This is a genomic window from Saccharibacter sp. EH611 (genome assembly GCF_009834765.1).
GTDB lineage: Bacteria > Pseudomonadota > Alphaproteobacteria > Acetobacterales > Acetobacteraceae > Saccharibacter.
Window position 1 is genome coordinate 19,581 of record NZ_WVHP01000017.1, and the last position, 18,848, is coordinate 38,428.

28 protein-coding genes are annotated in these 18,848 nt (G+C 57.2%); 27 read left to right on the top strand and 1 reads right to left on the bottom strand.

Annotation, left to right across the window (positions count from 1 at the left end; genetic code table 11):
• Positions 1-88: 88 nt before the first annotated feature.
• Positions 89-370 (bottom strand): hypothetical protein, encoded by a 282-nt coding sequence (locus tag GS535_RS11025; RefSeq protein ID WP_202401620.1) that lies wholly within the window; start codon positions 368-370, stop codon positions 89-91.
• A gap of 41 nt (positions 371-411) precedes the next feature.
• On the opposite strand from GS535_RS11025, the gene GS535_RS04490 reads away from it, so the two are divergent.
• The 27 genes from GS535_RS04490 to GS535_RS04620 all read left to right on the top strand — a co-directional run bounded on the left by GS535_RS04490 (position 412) and on the right by GS535_RS04620 (position 18,848).
• A complete protein-coding gene (locus GS535_RS04490; RefSeq protein WP_160792136.1) occupies positions 412-1,014 on the top strand; it encodes a KilA-N domain-containing protein in 603 nt (200 codons plus the stop codon).
• Positions 1,007-1,192, top strand: a complete 186-nt coding sequence (locus GS535_RS04495; protein WP_160792137.1) for a hypothetical protein — start codon at positions 1,007-1,009, stop codon at positions 1,190-1,192. Before GS535_RS04490 ends, GS535_RS04495 begins: the two co-directional genes overlap by 8 nt.
• A 128-nt stretch (positions 1,193-1,320) precedes the next feature.
• Positions 1,321-1,707: a hypothetical protein gene (locus GS535_RS04500; protein ID WP_160792138.1), complete on the top strand. Its 387-nt coding sequence runs from the start codon at positions 1,321-1,323 to the stop codon at positions 1,705-1,707.
• 129 nt (positions 1,708-1,836) lie between these two features.
• The gene (locus GS535_RS04505; RefSeq protein WP_160792139.1) at positions 1,837-2,547 is read left to right on the top strand and encodes a glycosyl hydrolase 108 family protein; all 711 of its coding nucleotides are present in this window, start codon (positions 1,837-1,839) and stop codon (positions 2,545-2,547) included.
• A gap of 81 nt (positions 2,548-2,628) precedes the next feature.
• Positions 2,629-3,021 (top strand): hypothetical protein, encoded by a 393-nt coding sequence (locus tag GS535_RS04510; RefSeq protein WP_160792140.1) that lies wholly within the window; start codon positions 2,629-2,631, stop codon positions 3,019-3,021.
• Positions 3,021-3,218, top strand: a complete 198-nt coding sequence (locus tag GS535_RS04515; RefSeq protein WP_160792141.1) for a hypothetical protein — start codon at positions 3,021-3,023, stop codon at positions 3,216-3,218. Before GS535_RS04510 ends, GS535_RS04515 begins: the two co-directional genes overlap by 1 nt.
• Positions 3,211-3,354, top strand: coding sequence for a hypothetical protein (locus GS535_RS04520; protein WP_160792142.1), 144 nt, complete (start codon positions 3,211-3,213; stop codon positions 3,352-3,354). The genes GS535_RS04515 and GS535_RS04520 overlap by 8 nt, the downstream gene beginning before the upstream one ends.
• On the top strand, positions 3,351-3,659 hold the full coding sequence (locus GS535_RS04525) for a hypothetical protein (RefSeq protein WP_160792143.1): 309 nt from the start codon (positions 3,351-3,353) through the stop codon (positions 3,657-3,659). The genes GS535_RS04520 and GS535_RS04525 overlap by 4 nt, the downstream gene beginning before the upstream one ends.
• A complete protein-coding gene (locus tag GS535_RS04530) occupies positions 3,659-4,207 on the top strand; it encodes a phage protein Gp27 family protein (RefSeq protein WP_160792144.1) in 549 nt (182 codons plus the stop codon). The genes GS535_RS04525 and GS535_RS04530 overlap by 1 nt, the downstream gene beginning before the upstream one ends.
• Positions 4,204-5,760 carry a terminase large subunit domain-containing protein gene (locus GS535_RS04535; protein ID WP_160792145.1) on the top strand — a complete coding sequence of 519 codons (1,557 nt, stop codon included), beginning with the start codon at positions 4,204-4,206 and terminating at the stop codon, positions 5,758-5,760. Before GS535_RS04530 ends, GS535_RS04535 begins: the two co-directional genes overlap by 4 nt.
• Entirely contained in the window at positions 5,760-5,987 is a 228-nt protein-coding gene (locus GS535_RS04540) for a hypothetical protein (protein WP_160792146.1), read from the top strand. The genes GS535_RS04535 and GS535_RS04540 overlap by 1 nt, the downstream gene beginning before the upstream one ends.
• Positions 5,974-6,327 carry a hypothetical protein gene (locus GS535_RS04545; RefSeq protein ID WP_160792147.1) on the top strand — a complete coding sequence of 118 codons (354 nt, stop codon included), beginning with the start codon at positions 5,974-5,976 and terminating at the stop codon, positions 6,325-6,327. The genes GS535_RS04540 and GS535_RS04545 overlap by 14 nt, the downstream gene beginning before the upstream one ends.
• Positions 6,328-6,329: 2 nt before the next feature.
• Positions 6,330-8,033: a DUF935 domain-containing protein gene (locus GS535_RS04550; RefSeq protein WP_160792148.1), complete on the top strand. Its 1,704-nt coding sequence runs from the start codon at positions 6,330-6,332 to the stop codon at positions 8,031-8,033.
• Positions 8,026-9,228 (top strand): phage minor head protein, encoded by a 1,203-nt coding sequence (locus GS535_RS04555; protein ID WP_160792149.1) that lies wholly within the window; start codon positions 8,026-8,028, stop codon positions 9,226-9,228. The genes GS535_RS04550 and GS535_RS04555 overlap by 8 nt, the downstream gene beginning before the upstream one ends.
• Positions 9,229-9,397: 169 nt before the next feature.
• On the top strand, positions 9,398-9,895 hold the full coding sequence (locus GS535_RS04560; protein ID WP_160792150.1) for a phage virion morphogenesis protein: 498 nt from the start codon (positions 9,398-9,400) through the stop codon (positions 9,893-9,895).
• 194 nt (positions 9,896-10,089) lie between these two features.
• Positions 10,090-11,103: a phage protease gene (locus tag GS535_RS04565; protein WP_160792151.1), complete on the top strand. Its 1,014-nt coding sequence runs from the start codon at positions 10,090-10,092 to the stop codon at positions 11,101-11,103.
• On the top strand, positions 11,103-11,615 hold the full coding sequence (locus tag GS535_RS04570; RefSeq protein WP_160792152.1) for a hypothetical protein: 513 nt from the start codon (positions 11,103-11,105) through the stop codon (positions 11,613-11,615). The genes GS535_RS04565 and GS535_RS04570 overlap by 1 nt, the downstream gene beginning before the upstream one ends.
• A 15-nt stretch (positions 11,616-11,630) precedes the next feature.
• A complete protein-coding gene (locus tag GS535_RS04575; RefSeq protein WP_160792153.1) occupies positions 11,631-12,584 on the top strand; it encodes a Mu-like prophage major head subunit gpT family protein in 954 nt (317 codons plus the stop codon).
• Positions 12,584-12,889 carry a hypothetical protein gene (locus GS535_RS04580; protein WP_160792154.1) on the top strand — a complete coding sequence of 102 codons (306 nt, stop codon included), beginning with the start codon at positions 12,584-12,586 and terminating at the stop codon, positions 12,887-12,889. The genes GS535_RS04575 and GS535_RS04580 overlap by 1 nt, the downstream gene beginning before the upstream one ends.
• 2 nt (positions 12,890-12,891) lie before the next feature.
• Positions 12,892-13,317: a DUF1320 domain-containing protein gene (locus GS535_RS04585; protein WP_160792155.1), complete on the top strand. Its 426-nt coding sequence runs from the start codon at positions 12,892-12,894 to the stop codon at positions 13,315-13,317.
• Positions 13,314-13,901, top strand: a complete 588-nt coding sequence (locus GS535_RS04590; RefSeq protein WP_160792156.1) for a hypothetical protein — start codon at positions 13,314-13,316, stop codon at positions 13,899-13,901. The genes GS535_RS04585 and GS535_RS04590 overlap by 4 nt, the downstream gene beginning before the upstream one ends.
• Positions 13,894-14,118, top strand: coding sequence for a DUF2635 domain-containing protein (locus tag GS535_RS04595; protein ID WP_160792157.1), 225 nt, complete (start codon positions 13,894-13,896; stop codon positions 14,116-14,118). Before GS535_RS04590 ends, GS535_RS04595 begins: the two co-directional genes overlap by 8 nt.
• Positions 14,118-15,593 carry a phage tail protein gene (locus tag GS535_RS04600; RefSeq protein ID WP_160792158.1) on the top strand — a complete coding sequence of 492 codons (1,476 nt, stop codon included), beginning with the start codon at positions 14,118-14,120 and terminating at the stop codon, positions 15,591-15,593. The genes GS535_RS04595 and GS535_RS04600 overlap by 1 nt, the downstream gene beginning before the upstream one ends.
• A gap of 4 nt (positions 15,594-15,597) precedes the next feature.
• The gene (locus tag GS535_RS04605; protein WP_160792159.1) at positions 15,598-15,951 is read left to right on the top strand and encodes a phage tail tube protein; all 354 of its coding nucleotides are present in this window, start codon (positions 15,598-15,600) and stop codon (positions 15,949-15,951) included.
• Positions 15,952-15,954: 3 nt separating this feature from the next.
• The gene (locus GS535_RS04610; RefSeq protein WP_160792160.1) at positions 15,955-16,299 is read left to right on the top strand and encodes a phage tail assembly protein; all 345 of its coding nucleotides are present in this window, start codon (positions 15,955-15,957) and stop codon (positions 16,297-16,299) included.
• The gene (locus GS535_RS04615; RefSeq protein WP_160792161.1) at positions 16,245-16,433 is read left to right on the top strand and encodes a hypothetical protein; all 189 of its coding nucleotides are present in this window, start codon (positions 16,245-16,247) and stop codon (positions 16,431-16,433) included. The genes GS535_RS04610 and GS535_RS04615 overlap by 55 nt, the downstream gene beginning before the upstream one ends.
• An 18-nt stretch (positions 16,434-16,451) precedes the next feature.
• Complete coding sequence (locus tag GS535_RS04620) at positions 16,452-18,848, top strand: phage tail tape measure protein (protein ID WP_160792162.1); 2,397 nt, start codon at positions 16,452-16,454, stop codon at positions 18,846-18,848.

The following is an 18,848-nucleotide window of genomic DNA, read 5'->3' on the forward strand; positions in this document are numbered from 1 at the left end:
TACAGGCTTATTCACGGGGGATTTTAGGGAATTATGGTTTCTTTTCCATCTTTAAATGATGATTCTTATGGGGAATGTTTAGGCTGATCTATTTCTCTTGGACTGCTTCGCTATCATCCAGCGCTTTTTGGAGCAGGCGGCGGACTGCTTCGGAGCGAGTCATATTATGAGCCGCTGCCCAACCTTCTATTCTTTGGATAAGGGCAGCGGGAACACGCCCTCCTAGCATTGGGTCTTTTCCTGTTGCGGGACGACCACGTCCTTTCTTTTTAGGATTAGCCTTTATTGACAGGTCGGAGGAAGTCATCTTACAACGGTCTCGGACAAAATTAACGGCACCAGTCCAAACGGGATGAGAAGCGGCGGCCACCGCAACCCATCCCTTGCCATAACTGAAGATAGGTTTCAGAAATGACCGATAGTCATCATAGCATTCTTGTACTTAGAGGAATAGGCATTAAGCAGGACGAAGGAGGGCGTTTTTGCCTTAACGACCTGCACCATGCTTCTGGTGGAAACCCTGCAAAACGTCCCGGTGTTTGGAGAGAGAATATTCAAACAAAGGAGCTTATTGCTGCTGTAACCGATGCAGGAATTCCTGCATCGCCTATTTCGATCAAGCGTGGGGGTGTTTTACAAGGCACCTATGCTGTCCGTGAGTTAGTTTACGCCTATGCGATGTGGATCAGCCCGGCTTTTCATCTCGCCGTAATCCGCGCGTTTGATGCGTCGCAGCAGGAAAACGCGTCCCGGTCTATCCCTCAACAGGCCACACCCACCCCAGCACAGGCCCAACCGCCTATTCGTTTTCGCAGTATGGATAGTGCGTTTCGGCAGATGATGAAGGTGGCACTTCTTTGTGGGGTGCCGCGACGCGTGGCGATGGAACGCGCGGCTGAGGCGGTGAAGCGGCATTGGGGTGTAAACCCTCTGCACGCTATGGGACTGACCGCTGAACCTTTGGCCGGTGATGGGCTTTTTGACCGTTTGGAGCGGGAGCGTGGCCATGAATGATCTATCCCTTTGTGAAGCGCGTGGGTTGGTGGCCTTTATGATTGATGGGCTGACCTGCCAGCATGAGTTGGAGCTTGGCGAAGACGCCGTTTTTGGCTTGAACCTGACCCTGCAAGCGGTGCATCGAACCTTGCAGCGCCTTGATGATGAGCAAGCAGCGGCGGCCTGTCGCTCTTAACCGGCATTGTCCCTGACGTTATTTTTGGAAAGCACATCTCTTTTTTTGGGGGTGTGCTTTTCTTTTGTACTTTTGCCTCCAATCCCGCTATTATGGCTGTTCTTGGCGGGATAGATGAGGCTTTGGGCATGACATCATTAGTGCCTGTTCCAGTTGAAATTCGGTTTTTAGCAGATGTTGTGGGCGAAGCGGTGACGTTTGCCTTTGTGGAAGCCCATGCGGGGCAGAAGCTGTGGGTACCGCGTGTGCGGGTGGATACGTCTAACCTTGCGCGGTCTTGGGGGGTGGATGTGGCGCGCTGTTTGTCGGAGCATTTTGGGGGCGAAAAGTATCAAGTGCCAATGCTCAAAGCTTGGCGCGTGCGCCGGTTGGCCCTGATGGGGTATTCTTACAACGACATCGTTGTGCGGGTGGGTGTCAGCCACGCAACGCTTCATAATTTTCTATTCACGCTACAAGATGCTGTGCGGGCGGCACGGATTGTGCCGGATGAGCGGCAGTTGAGTCTTTTTTAAGGCGGTTCAAACGCTGTTTTTATCCCATTTGACGCGTGCATATGAGGGAGGCTTTAGCCTCCCTTTTTGCATTTCGGGGTGTAGGGCTGAGTCCTGATAGTGCGGCCGGTTCTTCCGTAGGGTGAGCCTATGAAACAGAACCTGCCTGCAACCCTCGCTTTTACCCTCTCTTATGAAGGGGGATATTCTGCCAACCGCGCTGACCCCGGCAATTGGACGGGTGGACGCGTGGGGTCTGGGCGATTGGCTGGGACGAAATACGGCATCTCAGCCCCTTTGGTGGCCCGCACCGGTGGGCTTTCTGTGGATGCGCAGAAGATGCGGCTGCTGTCCGAAGACGATTTTCGCGCCCTAGCGGTGCGCTATTTCTGGGAACCGATGGGCTGTGACCGTCTGCCCTCTGGGCTTGATCTGATGGTGTTTGACCACGGCTTTAACGCGGGCGCCAAAACCTCCATCCATCTGCTGCAAACGATTGTAGGCGTGGAGCGTGACGGTGTGATTGGTCCACAGACGTTGGACGCGATTGAGACGGCCAAGCTTGGCTTTGTGGCGCATTTTGCCTCCCAAGCCACGCTTTCTGCCCTGCAAAAAGAGATGGGCATTCCCCAAACTGGCATGGTGGATCAGACGACCATCACGATGCTGGAAAAGCACGGGAAGCGCCTTGAGCTGCTGTGCCACGCGTTGAGTGCGCTTCAGCTAGGGGATTATCGGTCGAAGAAAGAATTCGCCATTTTTGGGAACGGTTGGTTGGAACGGGCGCGCGCCCGACGGGATCGGGCCTTGGCGTTTGTAGGTGCCACGCCTGTGACGGCATCGTCTGCCCCGACTTCCTGACAGGTTCTGCTGCTTTTCGGTCTGTCGGGCGCGGCGGGCTGTATTCTTTGAGGCGCCGACGCAGCGCAATGGAGACAGGTTATGTCACTCAAGACCGTTCTTTTAAGTTCCGCTCCTTACCTTTCCCGCGTTTTAGAGCCTGTATTGGGTGGTGCGTTGCATAAATACGGGCAGGTTGCCACGACGGCGGTGCGCTCGGCCATTACCAAGACCGACAATGGGCTTGAAGAGCTTGTCGCGGTGTATCGCCGCTATGACGCCTCCCATCCTTTGGTTCAGACCGCTATCGCTGAAGCGCAGTCGCTTATCCAGCTGGCAGGGCTTGAAGCCCCCGATGCTGAAGGGCTGGCGACCCATATTCGTGCGGCGATCCATGATCTGGCTTCGGCCTTTGTGCCCCTTGATGGAACCAAGGCGGCCTCTGAAACGTCCTCACAGACCGTGCCCTCAGCACTTGGGCAGCCGGTGGCTTAATGACGCTTGAGTGGGTGGAGCTTGTTGGTGCAGCGATTGCGGGTGGAAGCCTTGTATTTGGCCTGCTGGTTGTCCCTGCGCTGTGCTGGCTCCACCAGCTCTCATTACAAATGAAAGCGCAGGCACACGAGATGGAACATTTGCGCAAGACCTTAGACGCGATCACGCGGATTATGATGGAGGCTGGCCATGAATGAGTCCCTCAAAAGCCTGCGCCTTTGTCTGATTGTCGGGATTGTTGCCCTGAGTATTGGGCTGTTTATCGGCGTGCGTGTGGGAGCCATTGGCGCTTTTCATCATTGCATTGCTGCCACTATGGGAGGTGGGCTGTGAGTTTGCCCCGCAAAATTGCTGAGGAACGCCGCTGGCGCGTGCTGGATTTTTTAGAAATGGCACCGGGGCATTCGCTCAATGACGAGATACTGCGCACGATGTTTCGTGAAGCGGGCTTTCCGATTGATGTGACATCGTTGGATGATGATCTGGGCCATTTGGAGCGCCATCATTGTGTGATGCTCACCCGCTATGTGCTGGACCGTGGGCGCTACCTCACCGTGGTTAAGCTAACGATTGAGGGCCAGCAGACATGGCAGTGCGAGCGGCGTGTGCCGGGCGTGGTGGCGCGGAGGCCGCTTTAATGGCTCGGCGCTCTAAGATCAGCCGTCTGCCGCCTGAGCTAAAACGTCGGATTGGGGAGCTGTGGGATGCTGGGGCTACGCTGGACCAAGTTATGGAAGCGTTGCGCGGCGTGGATGTTAGCCGTTCGTCTTTGGGCCGACACATCCAACAGCGCGACAAAATGGTCGAGCGTTTACGCCGCTCACGCGCGGTTGCAGATAGTGTCGTCCAAAATTTGGGCGATAAAAGTCCGGGGGAAACGCAAGCGGTCGTGATCGAGAGTTTGTTCTCTATCATTTTCGATATGTTTGGCGGAGACAATGCGGAAGACGCTGCAACGAGTTTACAAAATAACCCCAAGTCTATGTCCATGTTGGCAGGAGCCATCCGCTCTCTCGCGCAAGCCCGCCAGTTGGATGTGACCGTGCGCACTGAGCTTGAAGACAAAGCCCGCCAAAAGGCCGAGCGTGACGCTAAAAATGCGCTGACAAAAGCAGCCAAGCAGCAAGGGCTCTCTAAAGAAACGGTCAACGCCATTATGGGCGGCGCGTTTGGGGTGAGGTCATGACCAAGTCTGTTTTCCTGCCCTATCAGGCCGCCTTGATGGAAGCTGTGCGTACCCACCAAGTCACCGTCATTGAAAAGTCCCGCCGCACGGGGATTTCATGGGCTGCGTCTTTTATTGCCGACCTGACCGCTGCCCTCGCCCAAAAGGATGGGGGCACTGACGTTTTCTATATTGGCTACAACTTGGAAATGGCGCGCGAGTTTATCGACTATTGCGCCGACCATGCCAAGATCATGCAGCAAGCAACGCATAGGGTCAGTGAGTCCTTCTGGAATGATCCCGATAAAGAAGAGAAGGACATTAAGGTCTTTCGCATTGACTTTGGCAGCGGGAACAAGGTGCTGGCCTTGCCGTCTCGCCCGCGTGCGCTGCGTGGGATGCAGGGGTTGGTCATTATTGATGAAGCGGCCTTCCACGACAATCTCGACGAGCTGCTGAAAGCCGCACTCGCTCTGCTGATGTGGGGCGGCAAGGTGCTGATTATCTCCACCCATAATGGGGATATGAACCCGTTTAATACGTTGGTGAATGAGGTGCGGTCTGGCCGCAAGCCGTATCATCTGATGCGCCTGACGCTTGATGATGCGCTTCATGATGGGCTGTATCGTAAAATCTGCGACAAAAAGGGCGAGGCTTGGTCGCTTGAGGGCGAACGCGCATGGCGTGACGCGATTTTCGCCAATTACGGTGAGGCCGCTGCTGAAGAGTTGGACTGCATTCCCTCGTCAGGCACAGGCGCTTATCTGCCGCTGGCTTTGATTGAGGCCCGCACGGAAGCGGACGTGCCTGTTGTGCGCTGGGGCTGTGACAGTGGTTTTGTGCTGCTGTCCGAAAAGCTGCGCATGGCAGAAACAGACTTCTTTATCAGCGAACAGTTAGCGCCCCTCCTTGCGGCGATGGACCGTAAGACACCGCATGTTTTCGGGGTGGATTTTGGACGGTCAGGCGATTTGACCGTGATCTGGATGCTTGCCCTAGAAGAGCGGTTGCAACGGCGAACGGCTTTTGTGGTGGAGCTGCGCAATGTGCCTTTTGAGCAGCAGAAGCAGATTTTGCACCATATTCTCGAGGCCACGCCTTTCCTGCGGGCCGGTGCGCTGGATGGGCGGGGCAATGGGCAATATCTGGCTGAAGTGACCGTGCAGAAATTCGGCAGTCGGATTGAGGCCGTGATGCTCTCTGAAGGCTGGTATCGGGAAAATATGCCCCCGCTTAAAGCTGGCTTTGAGGATGGGATCATCACCCTACCCCAAGACCGCGAGATTGTGGACGATCTGCGTGCCCTTACCCTCGTGCGTGGAGTGGCGCGTGTGCCGGAAGGACGCACCACAGGCAGCACCGGCAAGCGCCATGGCGACGCAGGGATTGCGCTAGCCCTCGCATGGAAAGCCAGCCGTGCCACGCCCTTTGACTATGGCTATACACCCGTGCCTTCGCCGTGGAAGCGCCATGAAGGCGCGGGCCACATTGAAACAGCCCAAGAGCAGGAAGAGCGCGACCGGATGGGCGCGGCTTCTGATGTTTTTGGTGTGATTGGGAAGGTGATTTTCTAATGAACGTCAAAGCGATTTGTGCGGTGATTTTGGCCGCTTTGTTTGTCGGCATGGCGGCGACCATTCTGCGCCTGACATGGAAAGCCTCTAAGGAAAAGACCGCCCAGCAGCAGCGCAATGATGCGCGGTCGGTTACTGCGTTACAGGCCGAGGCCAGCCAAGCGGCGACGGACGCTTGCAACACCGATAGTCAGCTGGATGAGGAACTCACTAATGGCACATTTTAAGAGCATGGAAAGCTGGCACGGCCCGTCTTTAAGAGAGCGCCTACGCCAAGCTGTGCGGACTATGCGAGCTATCGCCAACCGATTGGCCGCTGCTGCGCGCCGGATGATGCGATGGACATTTGTCTCTGCGAGCATGGCGGGGCTGGCGGCGTGCGCCACTCCTGACGTCAAAGGGCTGTGCCCGTCTTATGTCCATTATCAGAAATATGATGACCAGTTTGTGCGCAATGAGCTACGCGTTGCGGGTGTGACGGGCCAGAGCTTGCCGATGACGCATCGCTTTCTCCGCGATTATGGCAAGCAGCGCGCCGCTTTGCGGGTGATCTGCAAGGGGAATTAATCATGGCGCTTCTCGATCAACATGGGCAGCCTTTGCCGCCCCGCCCACAAAAGCCCGATATGGGTGCGTCTGTCATTGGCAGTCGCCCCGCCCTTGCTGACCCGATTGCCACCCTTGGCCTCGACCCGGCCCAACTTGGTATGCTTATGCGCTCCGCCGCAGAGGGCAATAGCCGGGACTGGCAGGTCTTTTGTGAGATGATTGAGGAGCGCGACCTTCATTATCTCGGCGTGTTGGGCACCCGCAAGCGGGCGGTGAGCCAGCTGCCCATGGTGGTGGAAGACGCCGGGCCGTCACGCGCGCAGCGCAAGCAGGGCGACTTTGTGCGCCAATGGTTAGATAAAGGCATTTTGCAGCGCTCGGCTTTTGATGTCTTAGACGCGATTGCTAAGGGCTTCTCGGTTCATGAGATTTTCTGGCACACAGAGGCCGGTAATTATTGGCCGGAACGCTTAGTCTATCGCCCGCAGCGCTGGTTTGAAGTCTCTTACCAAGACGGCGAAACCATCTGGCTGCGTGACGACGCAAGCCAGTCCACGCCCGATATTGAGGGCGCTGTGGCTGAGGCAACCATGCGCCCGCTTGACCCGATGCGGGCGTTGGTTCATCGCCATCCGTCATGGTCGGGCCTGACCCTACGCTCTGGCCTGACACGGGCGGTGGCGTTTAATTCACTGTTCAAACTCTTTTCAAACCGTGATTGGGGCCTGTTTGTGCAGGCTTACGGGGTTCCCACTCGCATTGGGAAATTTGACGCTTCCGCAACCGAGAATGACCGGCAGACCCTTTGGCAGGCAGTGCGCGATATAACGGGAGCTGGAGCCTGCATGATCCCCGCTCAGATGCAGCTGGAGATCATCGAGCCCAAAAATGGCGCGGGGTCTAATGACACCCATGAGCGGCGCATTAAATGGCTCGATGAACAGACCTCCAAAGCGGTGCTCGGCCAAACAGGCACGACGGATGCCCGCCAAGGCACTCATGCCGCAGCCTCTACCCATCGGCTGGTGCAGGAAGATATTGAGCGCTCTGATGCGATGATGTTGGCCCATACGGTCAACACGCAGCTGGTGCGGCTGATGATTGACGCCAGTTTCGGCCCGCCTGCCGATGGACTTTACCCAACCATCACCATTGGCCGCCCTGATGAAGTGCCTGTTGAAACGCTGATTGATGCGGCGCAGAAACTCGGGCCACAGGGCTTTAAGGTGGCGGCCCCAGACCTGTATGCGCGCCTCAACCTTGAGCCCCCCGCTGAGGGTGATGAGACAGTCGGTATTGCCGTGCCGCCGCAACCGGCGCTGCCTGCCAAAGTGACTCCACCGCAGCAGCAAAACGGCCAAGCCACGCCGTCGCATTTCCCAACCCCGACCAGCCATGATGAGGAGCCGCAGGAAGCCCCACCAACTAAGACGACCCTCCATAGTGCAGTCGGGCAGTTGGTCAATCGCTACGCCTCTCAGTCGCCGCAGATCATTGCAGCCTTGACCGATAACCTCGCCCGTGAGGCCAGTGCTGGCTTGGGGGCGATGACAGAAGCGGTGCGCGCTGAAATGGAGCACGCCACGTCCCTTGAGGATTTGAAGGACCGTCTGGAAAAGCTCAATCTGCCCGATGACCAATTTGCAACGGCTATGGCCCAAGCCATGCAATTAAGCGAGCTTGCTGGGGAAGCGGCCATGCTTGACGAGATGCGCCGTGGCTGAGGAAGGCCCTATCCTCTCGCATGTGAAGCTCTCACCCAGTGAGGCGATCAGCTATTTTCGCCAGAAGGTCAATGTGCCGACTGAGCGTTGGGGGGAGCTGAGCTCAGAAGCACATGCGCGTGGGTTTGCCGTAGCGGGGGCCACAAGTGACGCGTTGCTGAATGATTTCCGCACCGCTATTGGGCGGGCGCTCAGTGATGGCACAACCCTTCAAGAGTTCCGAAAGTCTTTTGACTCCATTGTTAAAAAACATGGCTGGGAACATACGGGCACGCCAGGATGGCGGGCGAAGATCATCTATGAGACCAATATCGCCTCGGCCTATTCAGCGGGGCGTTATCGGCAGATGACCACGCCGACCGCGTTGGAGCTGTATCCATACTGGCGGTATGTCCATCACAGCTGTGCCCATCCACGCCCCACCCATGTGGCGTGGAGCGGAACGGTGTTGCGCAATGATGACCCGTGGTGGGGCACGCATTACCCGCCCAATGGCTGGCATTGCCATTGTTCGGTTGAAGTTGTGTCCGATGCGCGGATGGAGCGAAACGGTTGGAGCGTGGACGAAGCCCCGCCGCTAGAGAGGAAACCGTGGCGCAACCCGGCTACCGGCAAGATTGAGATGGTGCCTAAAGGGATTGATCCGGGCTTCCAGAGCAATCAGGGCTTGGAATGGGCAAAAGCTGAGAAAGCGCGTGCGTCCTCGTCCATGACACCGCTGACCCATGTAGGCGGCCTGCAGGTTGAGCAGCTCCCAGCCCCTGCGCGGATGAAGGTGCAAAAAGAGCAGATTGCCCAGTTCGCGTCCATGAAACCGCAGCCTGTGGGTATGGTTGAAGCGGGCACCTTGCCACCCAAGGTGCAGGAGCTGTTGGGGAGCCAGACTGCGCAGGTCTTGTTGTCTGCCGAAACATTGATGAAAAACCAGACCCACCATCCTGAGCTGACGCCAGACGAGTATGCGCAGCTTGCGGCTCTGTTGGCTGATCCTGATTATGTTTTGGAAGAGAAGCAGGAGGGACGTGTCAGCCTAGTCGCTCAGCATGACAGTATTTATCGCTTCATTGTGAAGAGGACACGAGATGGAAAAGAAAACTTCATACTGTCCATGACCCGCATGAGACAGCGACCTGCTGATCAGCTCGTAAGAAACCGGACGGTGCTCTTTGCAAAGCAGAAGAATGAAGGAGAATGAAGCAACGCACGGGTGGGGCCTGCTATCTAACCCCACAATAGTGCTCTACCCATGCGGGCATGCCCTGGTCAGCAGAATATCGCCAGATCACCGTGCGTTGCTCCCTCTAAAATAGGATGAACGTCGGCAGCGATCAAGACAAATCATGAAGCAGCGATAGGATAACGTCATGGCCCTCATTAAGATTAGTGGAAACACAGACCGCATTTCTGCTGCCCTTTCTCGACTAGAGAAGCTCGGAAGAGAGCCGAATGCGCTTTTGTCGGATATCGGGCTTAAGATGGTTGACCGAACGAAAGAACGCATAGAAAGGGAAGTCTCTCCCGATGGCAGTCCTTTTGCGCCGCTTAATCCGCTTTATGCTTCGACAAAAAAAGGGCCAGGCATTCTTCGTGAAAGCGGATCTCTCCGCAGGACCATTTATAAGCAGATTGAGGGCAACCGCCTGATCTGGGGTTCAAACATGAATTACGCTGCTGTGCATCAATTTGGGGCGATTATTAAACCCAAGACACAGTCGGCGTTAGAGTTTAGTATTGGCGGACGGGTGTTTAAGCGCCAATCTGTGACCATTCCAGCGCGGCCTTATCTTGGCTTTAATGAGGCCGACCGGCAGGCGACGGTGGAGACGCTTCAGACATTTTTCCGACGTTGTCTGGCGGGCTAACGCTTTCGCGTTCCCCCTGTCTCATTTTCAAACGCTCTTCAAACGATTTCAAACGGGGTTACGTGCGTTTTGGGACGATGTGTGGGTCATTATACCGCACGCCGCCTGTAAAGCGCTGTGCGGGCTTTTATGAGAACCGCCCCTTTTGCCTTCTTAAACAGGTTTCGGGGTATAGGGTGGAGTCCTGATAACGCGTGACACGCTCTGTCATGGTTGCCCTCATGAGCGTGATGACAGACATGCCGTTCTCTTACGACGGCTCCACACCCCCTGATTGGGTTCATATCCTCCCCCACGGCGCCTTTCCCGTTTTGGGTGGGCGCACATCACTGCGTGCGTCTGACCTAAAGGCGGTGATTGAGGCGTCGTTGCAGCGCGGGAAGATTGTGCTGGATGAGAACCACAGCACAGACCTTGCGGCACCGCGTGGGAAGCCCTCACCAGCGATGGGGTGGATTGAGGCGATGGAGGCCCGGAGTGACGGCCTCTGGGGGCGTGTGGTGTGGACTAAGCGCGGGCGGGCCGCCATGGAAGACCACGCGTATCGCGCGCTCTCGCCCGTCTTGAGTAGCCTGAATGGTGAGGTAACGCAGATTTTACGCGTGTCGCTCACCAATACGCCTGACCTCACGCTCACAACGCTCCATTCCCAAACAACCAACCATGAAGGATGTGCGATGACCTACTCACGCGCTGACCTCTGCGCACGCCTTGGCTTGAAAGCCGAGGCCGATGACGCAACGATTGCCCAGGCACTCGACCAAGCTCGTGGGAGTGTGTCATTGCACTCCCGCACCGCTGAGCTGGCGGGGCTGAAACCGGATGCTTCAGAAGACGCCATTCTGGCGAGCCTTCAAGCGCAACGCGAACAAATCACGCTGCATTCAACCGCCACGCAGAGTCTGCAAAGCCGCCTTGATGCGCTTGAGCAGGAAAATGGCCGTATCAAAGCCGAACGCTTTGTCAGCGAGGCGGGCCGGACCAAGCTCATCTCTGACGATCTGCGCGGCACGCTTATTACGCTTCATTCACAGAATGCGGAGCTGGCCCAAAGCATTGTGGCGGGCTTGCCTGACGCGCCAAGCGGGCAGCCGACGATGGGTGGCGCTGCGGGGGCTTCCCATGCCCGCGCGGACACCGGCATGGCCAAAGCAGAAGCCGCCCTTGGCTTAACCGAGGATGACCTCAAGCAAGGAGGGCTCCGCTAATGGCGCTTACGCAAGATCGCGCGCTTTCTGAAAAGCTAGTGCCTCATGGGCCTGAATTTGGCCATCCCGTTGCTGAGGGCTTCCGCGTCTATCGTGGGTCGCTTGTTGCGGTGTGTGCGGACGGCACGATTGTGCCCGCTGGGGCGACGAACACGCCCTCTGCCCCTGTGGCGATTGTTGGGCTGGCACGGCAGTTCAAAGACAATTCTGCGGCGGGGTCGATGCTCAATGGCGACATGGTGGGCAGCCACCCGATCTGGGTCAAAAAAGGCTGCTACGCTTTGCCGTTTGACACAGCACCCACGTGGGCGAACCTCAATCAGACGGTCTATGCCGTTGATGATGAGACGGTGTCTTTAAACCAAAGCGCCCCTCCACCAAAAGCAGCTTCTGCTTCTACTGGCGATAATGAAACGGCCAGCACGCCCAGTGTGCCTGCTGCTTCAAGGCTGCCGGTCGGCACGCTCGTTGGGTTTGAGCCTGATGGCACGCCCTTTGTTCTGATTTCCTAAAAAAGAGAGAATATTATGGATATCTCCATAGGGTCTATGAATGCGTTGACCGCGCGGTTGAGCTTAGCCTTCAATAAATATATTCCCACCGTCCCTACCCAGTATGGGCGCTTTGCGATGACAGTTCCCTCCTCAGCGGGGGAGAATATTTACCCACGCATTGCGGAGCTGCCGGGGTTGCGGGAGTTTTTGGGGCAGCGTGTTGTTCATCGTATCTCCGCTCAGGAGCGTTTTACGATTGTCAACCGCACCTTTGAAGAGACACTCTCTGTCCGACGGGAAGATTTAGAAGACGACCAGTTTGGCTTTTTAACCCCTGCTATACAGCAGCTCGCCGCCGATGCAGGCACGCTCCCCGATAAGCTGGTTTTTGGTCTGCTTGAAGCAGGACACCGCACAAAAGGCATGGATGGTCAGTATTATTTCGATGCCGACCATGAAGGGTATGGGCGCGATGGAAAACCTACGGGCTTTTCCAATCTTCTCCGTCCCGCTGCCACGGAGCGCACAACCCCGGCTTGGTATTTATTTAACAATAACAACCCGATGAAGCCGATGGTCTTCCAGACACGCAGGCCGTTCACGGTTACGGCACGCACGCAGCTTTCTGATGGGGTGGTGTTTCACCGCAATGAGTTTGAATGGGGCACAGATGGACGGTGTAATGCGGGCTATGGGCTGCATAATTTTGCGCTCCGCTCCACCGCGCCGCTGACGCCTGAAAATCTCGGCAAGGCGATTGCGATGATGGAGAACCAGTATCGCAAAGACGGCCAGCCTTATAATGCGCGGCCCAATATCCTCTTCGCCCCCACCTCTTTGGAAGGGGAAGCGCGCGCGCTGTTGGAGAAGGATTTCGTGCCGATGAAAACCCCAGACGGCACATGGGTGACTGGCTCCAACCCGTGGAGTGGCACGCTGGAACTCGTGGTGAGCCCTTACCTGAATGCTTTTGCGGTGACTGACTAATGGCGACCAAGAAAAACGCGACAACAGCGGTGGACGTGGCACGCGATGAGGCTGTGACATCCGCCCCGGAACATGACCTTTCCTCTACCGAGGAGGCAAAGACGGTCACGGCGCATCTCTTGCTGGCCGACAGGAGGGTGCCGCTCAAGGCGGGGCAGCTTCTGATTATCTGTGCTTCTCCGGGCTTTCGGCGGGCGGGCATTGAGCATGAGCGCTCCAAGCTGTGGGAGAGACGCGCGTTCACCGCTGAGCAGATCGACCAGATGCGGCGTGAGCCTCTGCTGACGCTGATCGAGGTGGGCTGACCATGGCCTATGCGACGCTGGATGACCTGATTGAGCGCTTTGGGCGCGGGGAAATTGCCAGCACCAACCCCGATCGGAACGTGCCGCGTGGCACGTTGGACGGCGAGCGTGTGACGCGCATCCTCACAGACGTATCGTCCACGATGGATAGCTACCTTCAGCGTCGCTATGTCGTGCCGGTATCACCTATTCCGCCGGTGTTGGTGCGGGTCTGCTGCCAGCTTGCCCGCTTTGACTTGGCCCTTGGCACAGCCAACGTGCCGAGTGAACAAATCCGCTCAGGCCAGCAAGCGGCGATGGCGTGGTTACGTGATATCGGTGCCGGTAAGGCCACGTTGGATGCGGTGGCGGTCGTGGATAATAGCGAAAGCTGGTCGCGCTTTAAGGGGCGCACGTCCTTCCATGGTCGAGGAGGGTCGGTCTTATGACAGAGGCTCTCACACCAGCAGGCTATCCGCGTGCGATCTTAAAAGGCGATGTGGTTGGGAAGGCTTTTGAGGGCGTGCAAGCACGGCTGAAAGCCTTGTTCTCCGACACGATCTTTTCCCACGCCATCCTACCCCCTCATGCTACGCGCCAGACATGGGACAAGATCATCCAAAGCGCTCCTTGTGTGGCCTTGGGCTTGGGCGGTTGGCGAGCCAGCAACAAGCCCGGTTACGGCTTTATGGGCGATCTGAGCTTTCCGCTGGCGATCCTGCTCACGCATAGCGATCCCAATGACCTTTATCTGGGCACGGGGGAGCTGCGCGATATTGGCGTTGCGGGAGTGATGGCCGCCATTGCGGGGGGCTTGCATGGCTGGGAGCTAGGCGATGTGGGGTCGTGCAAAGTCCACGCGATCACACTGCCCAACACAGAAGACTGGTTTGATGATCGCTCGGCCATCGTGGCCGTTGAACTCGTCTTTGAAAATGTGCGGCTCGACAATGCCGAAGCCCTTGCTGAGCTTGAGGATTTTCTCAGCCAACGCACACAAATCACACCACAAAAGGAGAACGGCCATGAGTGACGATAGTGTCAACGTGCGCCCTGCTGCGGGCCGTCGGGTGATGAGCCCACGCGGCGCTGACGTGCCCGCCAAGGGCTTTGCCATTAATCCGCGCGACCCTTGGTGGGCACGGGCGCTGAGAAGCGGCGACATTGTGCCGATTAGCAACAGCGAACCGCCCTCTGATGCAACTCAAGCGGCACCCATCCTGCCCTCAAAGACTGAGGAGAAGAAATAATGGATTTTGAACAAATCCCCGGTCAGCTGCATGTGCCCGGTTCTTATACCGAGATAAAAGACGTGCCTGCACCGGGTCGTCTGACGGGCATGCCCGTGCGGCCACTCATTGTGGGGCCAACCGCGAAGAAAGAGCTGGCAGGCCAGCTGTTCCGCAACGTCTCCCCAGGGCATGTTGAGGGCCTGTTTGGTGCAGGGTCCGTCATCGCGCAGGCCGTGCGGACCTTTAGTGCTGAGCAGCCCATGTTGAGCGTCGATGTGGTGACAGTCACCACCCCCGATGGTGCGAAACCTGCGACCGGCACGCTGGCTTTTTCAGGTGCTCCACAACGGGCTGGAACGGCAGCCATCCTTGTGGGTGGGCAGCGGGTTAGCTGGCCTGTGGCCACTAACGACACGCCGCAAAATATCGCAGCGCAGTTGCTGACAGCGATCAATGCCAGCACGCTTACACAAAATACAGGCGTAACCGCCGCCCTTGGTAAGGACGGCACGTCTGTCGTCTTTACCGCTGGTGAAGGCGGCGCGGTCACCAATGATATCGACCTCCGCCTCTCTTCCGCCCTGAGTGACCAAGTGCCGGGCATGGTCGTGACTGTTACGCCGATGAGCGAAGGCACAGGCACACCCGACGTTACGCCTGCGGTGATGGCGTTGGGTGAGATTTGGTACACGGACGTTGTCCTCCTAGTGAATGACCAAGCGGCTGTCAGTGCGTTCGTCCAAGAAGCTAAACGTCGTGGCAATGCGATGGTGGCTAAGGATATGCGGGTCTGTGTGGGGCTGCGAGCCTCTATGGGCCAAGCGCTCGCCTTCCAGCAGAACTTTGGAACATCGGAAGAGCTTGTGCTCTTTGCTTGGGAAAATCCGCGTGCGTCGTCTTGGCAGATGGCGGCCTCGTTGGGAGCAGTGATGGCCCAAAGCCTCAACACAGACCCCGCCCGACAGCTGCGCGGTTTACCGCTGACGACCCTAACGGGGTTGGGGCCTGAGCATGGCGATGATTTCACCTTTAACCAGCGCAACCTGATGCTCGGCACAGGCTGCACAACCGTAACAGTAAGCGAAGATGGCACGATTGCACTGGAGCGTGTGGTCACCACCCGCGTGACGATGCCGGAGACAGGCACGGCATCGGGTGTGTGGGATGTGATGATCCCCGCTATTGGGGCACGCGTCCGCTTTGAGTGGAACAGTTTTGCCGAAGCCAACTATGCCCGCGCCAAACTGGCCGATGATGGCAGCCCGCTGGCCAATGTTGACGGTGTGGTCACGCCCAAAACGCTCAAAGCCTCATGGATCGGCCAATGTAAGCTCTATGAGCAGCAAGGCTGGATTGATGATGTGGCCACCACAGGGCCACAGGCGGTGTTTGAGCGGGACGCAACAGACCGGAACCGTGTGAACAGCTCGCTGCCCATCTTGCCGATGGGCTCGCTTATGGTCTTGGCCAATATTCTGACATTGGAGGTCTAAGCTGATGGCGCAGACATTAGGACTGATCCGCCTTTTCTGGCGGGGCAAACAGTATGACGTGCAAAAGGGCGTGAAGTTTCGCACAGCGGGACTAAAAAACGAGAGTGTGAACGCCAATTTCCGCGCTTTGCGGAGCACGCAATATCAGGTGGGTGACGTCAAAGCCACGATTGTCCCCACGAAAGACACCAGCCCCTCGGACTTTGCTCCAGCGCTTGGTGAAGGCGAACTGCAACTGCAAGCCGATACCGGGAAAACATGGGTCATGGCGGACGCCTACGTCATGGAACAGCCCGAATGGAGTGACGACGGCAAGGTCAGCGTCACATGGAATTTCAATACCGTTCAGGAGTTTTAAGCGATGAACGACATGACACTCAATACCCTCCCCCAAGGTGCAGAACGGCGTGATGATGGGGCCGTGCGCTATACGTTCTCCGAACCAGCCACGCTCCCTTCCACCAATGGTGGGGAGGACCGCGTTCTTACTGAACTGGTCATTCGCAAGCCCTTATCTGGTGACCTCATTGATGCGGGGACGGACGATAATAAGGCCCTGTTTAGCTTTAACCTCCTCTGTGCGCTCTCGGGGCAAACGGACGCCATTGGCAAGAGCCTGATGCGGCGATTGGCCCCCCGTGATTACTTGGCGTGCCAGAGCGTGGTGGCGGCTTTTTTCAACAATGGCCAGACGACTGGCCTGTAAGGCTGGCCGCACTGGCCAATACGCTTGGCTTTGGGCGCGATGATCTGCGCGCCCTGACCCTCAATGAGCTTTACTTTTGGACGGCAGCCCAAGCCGATTACGGGGCTGCTGTGGTGAGCCAGAGTGAGGACTAACCCCACAAGGAGGCGCTTATGGCAGGCGACTTAAACGCACAATTTGAGCTTTCGCTGCTCGATAAAATCAGCGCGCCCTTGCGGGAAGTTCTCGACCGTTTGGAGGGTTTGAACAGCGTTTTAAGCCGATTTGAAGGCCAAGGGAACGAGGCAACGGGGGCGACCGATGCGCTCCATCGTGCTCTCAGCGAAGCCAGTGGCGGCGCAGATGGCGCCGCTGAGGCGATGGGTAAAGCGGGCCTGAGCCTTGGTGAGATGGGCGGCTCAAGCATTGAAGCAGCGCGCACGAGTGCTGCGTTGAACGATGTGCTGACCCAAGTCGGCACAGGCGCCAACGCGGCGAGCGAGGCCGTTGGGCGCGTGGCTGAGGCAATGGACACGGCTGGCCAGCACGGCGCAGAAGCCGCTGAGGGTATGACGCCGTTTGTCCAAGAAATGGACCAGGTGGAACAATCCGCTGAACGCTCTTTAGGGGTGTTGAGGCGGTTGCGCTCCGCGATGAGCGGCATGGGCGAGGTTCAGGGCGGCTTTAAGGGGGCGATGCACGGCTTCCATGACAAATGGGGCCAAGCCCAGATGCGCGGCTTTGGGGCGCTGATGTCGGGCTTTGAGCTGGTGGAGCCCGTAAAGCAAGCGGCAGAATATGACAACACGATCCGCCATGTCGGCATTGGGCTAGAAATACATGGTGGTGCGTTAGATCAATATGTCGCTGATGAGAAGGTAAAGATTAACCAACTCGCCCGCTCAACCGGGCAACGTAGCGGCGACCTTGCCGAAGCTCTGGGCTTTTTCTCCCGCGAAGGGTTCCGAGGGCAAGAACTGGAGAACTCACTAGCCACCACCGCCAAGATTGCCACCGCCTATAATGCGCACCCCGAAGCGGTGGCGAAATCGGCCTTTGCGCTGAAGGAAAATCTGGGCATTGATGATGCCCACCTCCAAGGAGCACTCGCCTCTGTGGCGATTGCTGGGAAACAGGCGGATTTGCCGTTTGAGAAATTAGCGCCTTTGTTGCCGCAGGTAGCCGCTTCTGCTGGGGCGTTGGGCATTCATGGTCGGGCTGGTGTTAATGACCTCGCTGCCGCCTTGGCTGTCGTGAGAAAAAGCACCGGCACAGAAGGTGAAGCCGCTACAGATGCGAGAGCATTCCTTCAGACGATAACGTCTTCCCACGGTGCCAAAAAATGGCGTGAAATTTTTGGTGAAGACCTATTCAAACTCGAAGATACTGCTCGAAAACATGGCCAAGACCCGATGATGGTGGTCATGGAACGCATCCGCTCTTTAGTTCAACACCTGCATGGCGATCGAAACAAAGCGTTTTCCATGATCTTCCATAATCTGGAGGATAAAGGCTTTGCTAATGGGGTATTAGATCACTGGAAACAATATCAAGATATTCATCAAAAGGTTTCAGGTGCCACGCAAGGCGTCATTGACCATGATTACGCTGACGGGCGCAAAAGCGGCCTTATTGCGGTGCAGGAGTTCGAGGATGCGACCACGCAGCTTATGCGCCGCATTGGCGATGATTTCACACCAACGCTGAGGCTGGTGACAGCAGGCATTACGGAGGTCAATGTCGGCCTTGAGAAGATGGACGCTGTGATGCCGGGTGTGTCCAAATATCTCATTGGCGGTGTTGGAGCCTTTATCGGCGTCATTACGGTGATGTCCGCTGTGGGGGCTGTGGCCTCGGCTGTCTCGGCGGGATTTGGGGTTGTGATGGCCATTGGTGGCGCTATTGCCCCGGTCTTTGGGGTGTTGGGGGCTGCGATTGGTGCGGTCGGCTGGCCGGTTATTGGGGTTGTCGCCCTTATCGCAGGCCTCGCGGTCGCGATCTATGAGATGTGGGCGCATTGGGGCACGGTCAAAGCATGGCTGATCTCCGCCGGTCATACGGTGGGCCATGCGATTAGCCAGATCGGCGCCCCTCTTGGCTTGATCCTCGGCCCGATTGGGGCGGTTGGTGTGGCCCTTTATGAGATGTGGAAACATTGGGACACGGTTAAGCGCGTGCTCGACCAGACGGGGATCGCCATTGTCCAGTTCATCAACCATATCATCGACATCTTACCCGGAACGCTCTCCAAAGGCTTGCATGCGCTGATGAGCGGGCCTGACCATCCTGCGCCCAACCCGGCTTTGCTTGGTCCCGATGGGCGCTATAAGCCGCTTGTTAGCCCTGACGAGCAATGGAAGCGCAATTGGAAGGCACAGCCGCCTACGCTGGTTCGGCCTGTGCCGCCACCCCTTCCGGCTCTTGGTCAGCAGGGGCGCGCTAAAGATTCCCATATCCACCTCCATGTCACCGCTGATGAGGGGCTGAAGGCCCATGCACACTCCCAGCGAGGGATGCCGCTTAATGTGCATGTCCATGGTAGCCCGAACTCTATGATGGGGAGGCCATAA

Bases quoted from the DNA above. Each gene is read 5' to 3' on its own strand.
- GS535_RS04490 (WP_160792136.1), top strand. From the start codon at position 412: ATGACCGATAGTCATCATAGCATTCTTGTACTTAGAGGAATAGGCATT.
- GS535_RS04495 (WP_160792137.1), top strand. From the start codon at position 1,007: ATGAATGATCTATCCCTTTGTGAAGCGCGTGGGTTGGTGGCCTTTATG.
- GS535_RS04500 (WP_160792138.1), top strand. From the start codon at position 1,321: ATGACATCATTAGTGCCTGTTCCAGTTGAAATTCGGTTTTTAGCAGAT.
- GS535_RS04505 (WP_160792139.1), top strand. From the start codon at position 1,837: ATGAAACAGAACCTGCCTGCAACCCTCGCTTTTACCCTCTCTTATGAA.
- GS535_RS04510 (WP_160792140.1), top strand. From the start codon at position 2,629: ATGTCACTCAAGACCGTTCTTTTAAGTTCCGCTCCTTACCTTTCCCGC.
- GS535_RS04515 (WP_160792141.1), top strand. From the start codon at position 3,021: ATGACGCTTGAGTGGGTGGAGCTTGTTGGTGCAGCGATTGCGGGTGGA.
- GS535_RS04520 (WP_160792142.1), top strand. From the start codon at position 3,211: ATGAATGAGTCCCTCAAAAGCCTGCGCCTTTGTCTGATTGTCGGGATT.
- GS535_RS04530 (WP_160792144.1), top strand. From the start codon at position 3,659: ATGGCTCGGCGCTCTAAGATCAGCCGTCTGCCGCCTGAGCTAAAACGT.
- GS535_RS04535 (WP_160792145.1), top strand. From the start codon at position 4,204: ATGACCAAGTCTGTTTTCCTGCCCTATCAGGCCGCCTTGATGGAAGCT.
- GS535_RS04540 (WP_160792146.1), top strand. From the start codon at position 5,760: ATGAACGTCAAAGCGATTTGTGCGGTGATTTTGGCCGCTTTGTTTGTC.
- GS535_RS04545 (WP_160792147.1), top strand. From the start codon at position 5,974: ATGGCACATTTTAAGAGCATGGAAAGCTGGCACGGCCCGTCTTTAAGA.
- GS535_RS04550 (WP_160792148.1), top strand. From the start codon at position 6,330: ATGGCGCTTCTCGATCAACATGGGCAGCCTTTGCCGCCCCGCCCACAA.
- GS535_RS04560 (WP_160792150.1), top strand. From the start codon at position 9,398: ATGGCCCTCATTAAGATTAGTGGAAACACAGACCGCATTTCTGCTGCC.
- GS535_RS04570 (WP_160792152.1), top strand. From the start codon at position 11,103: ATGGCGCTTACGCAAGATCGCGCGCTTTCTGAAAAGCTAGTGCCTCAT.
- GS535_RS04575 (WP_160792153.1), top strand. From the start codon at position 11,631: ATGGATATCTCCATAGGGTCTATGAATGCGTTGACCGCGCGGTTGAGC.
- GS535_RS04580 (WP_160792154.1), top strand. From the start codon at position 12,584: ATGGCGACCAAGAAAAACGCGACAACAGCGGTGGACGTGGCACGCGAT.
- GS535_RS04585 (WP_160792155.1), top strand. From the start codon at position 12,892: ATGGCCTATGCGACGCTGGATGACCTGATTGAGCGCTTTGGGCGCGGG.
- GS535_RS04590 (WP_160792156.1), top strand. From the start codon at position 13,314: ATGACAGAGGCTCTCACACCAGCAGGCTATCCGCGTGCGATCTTAAAA.
- GS535_RS04595 (WP_160792157.1), top strand. From the start codon at position 13,894: ATGAGTGACGATAGTGTCAACGTGCGCCCTGCTGCGGGCCGTCGGGTG.
- GS535_RS04600 (WP_160792158.1), top strand. From the start codon at position 14,118: ATGGATTTTGAACAAATCCCCGGTCAGCTGCATGTGCCCGGTTCTTAT.
- GS535_RS04605 (WP_160792159.1), top strand. From the start codon at position 15,598: ATGGCGCAGACATTAGGACTGATCCGCCTTTTCTGGCGGGGCAAACAG.
- GS535_RS04610 (WP_160792160.1), top strand. From the start codon at position 15,955: ATGAACGACATGACACTCAATACCCTCCCCCAAGGTGCAGAACGGCGT.
- GS535_RS04620 (WP_160792162.1), top strand. From the start codon at position 16,452: ATGGCAGGCGACTTAAACGCACAATTTGAGCTTTCGCTGCTCGATAAA.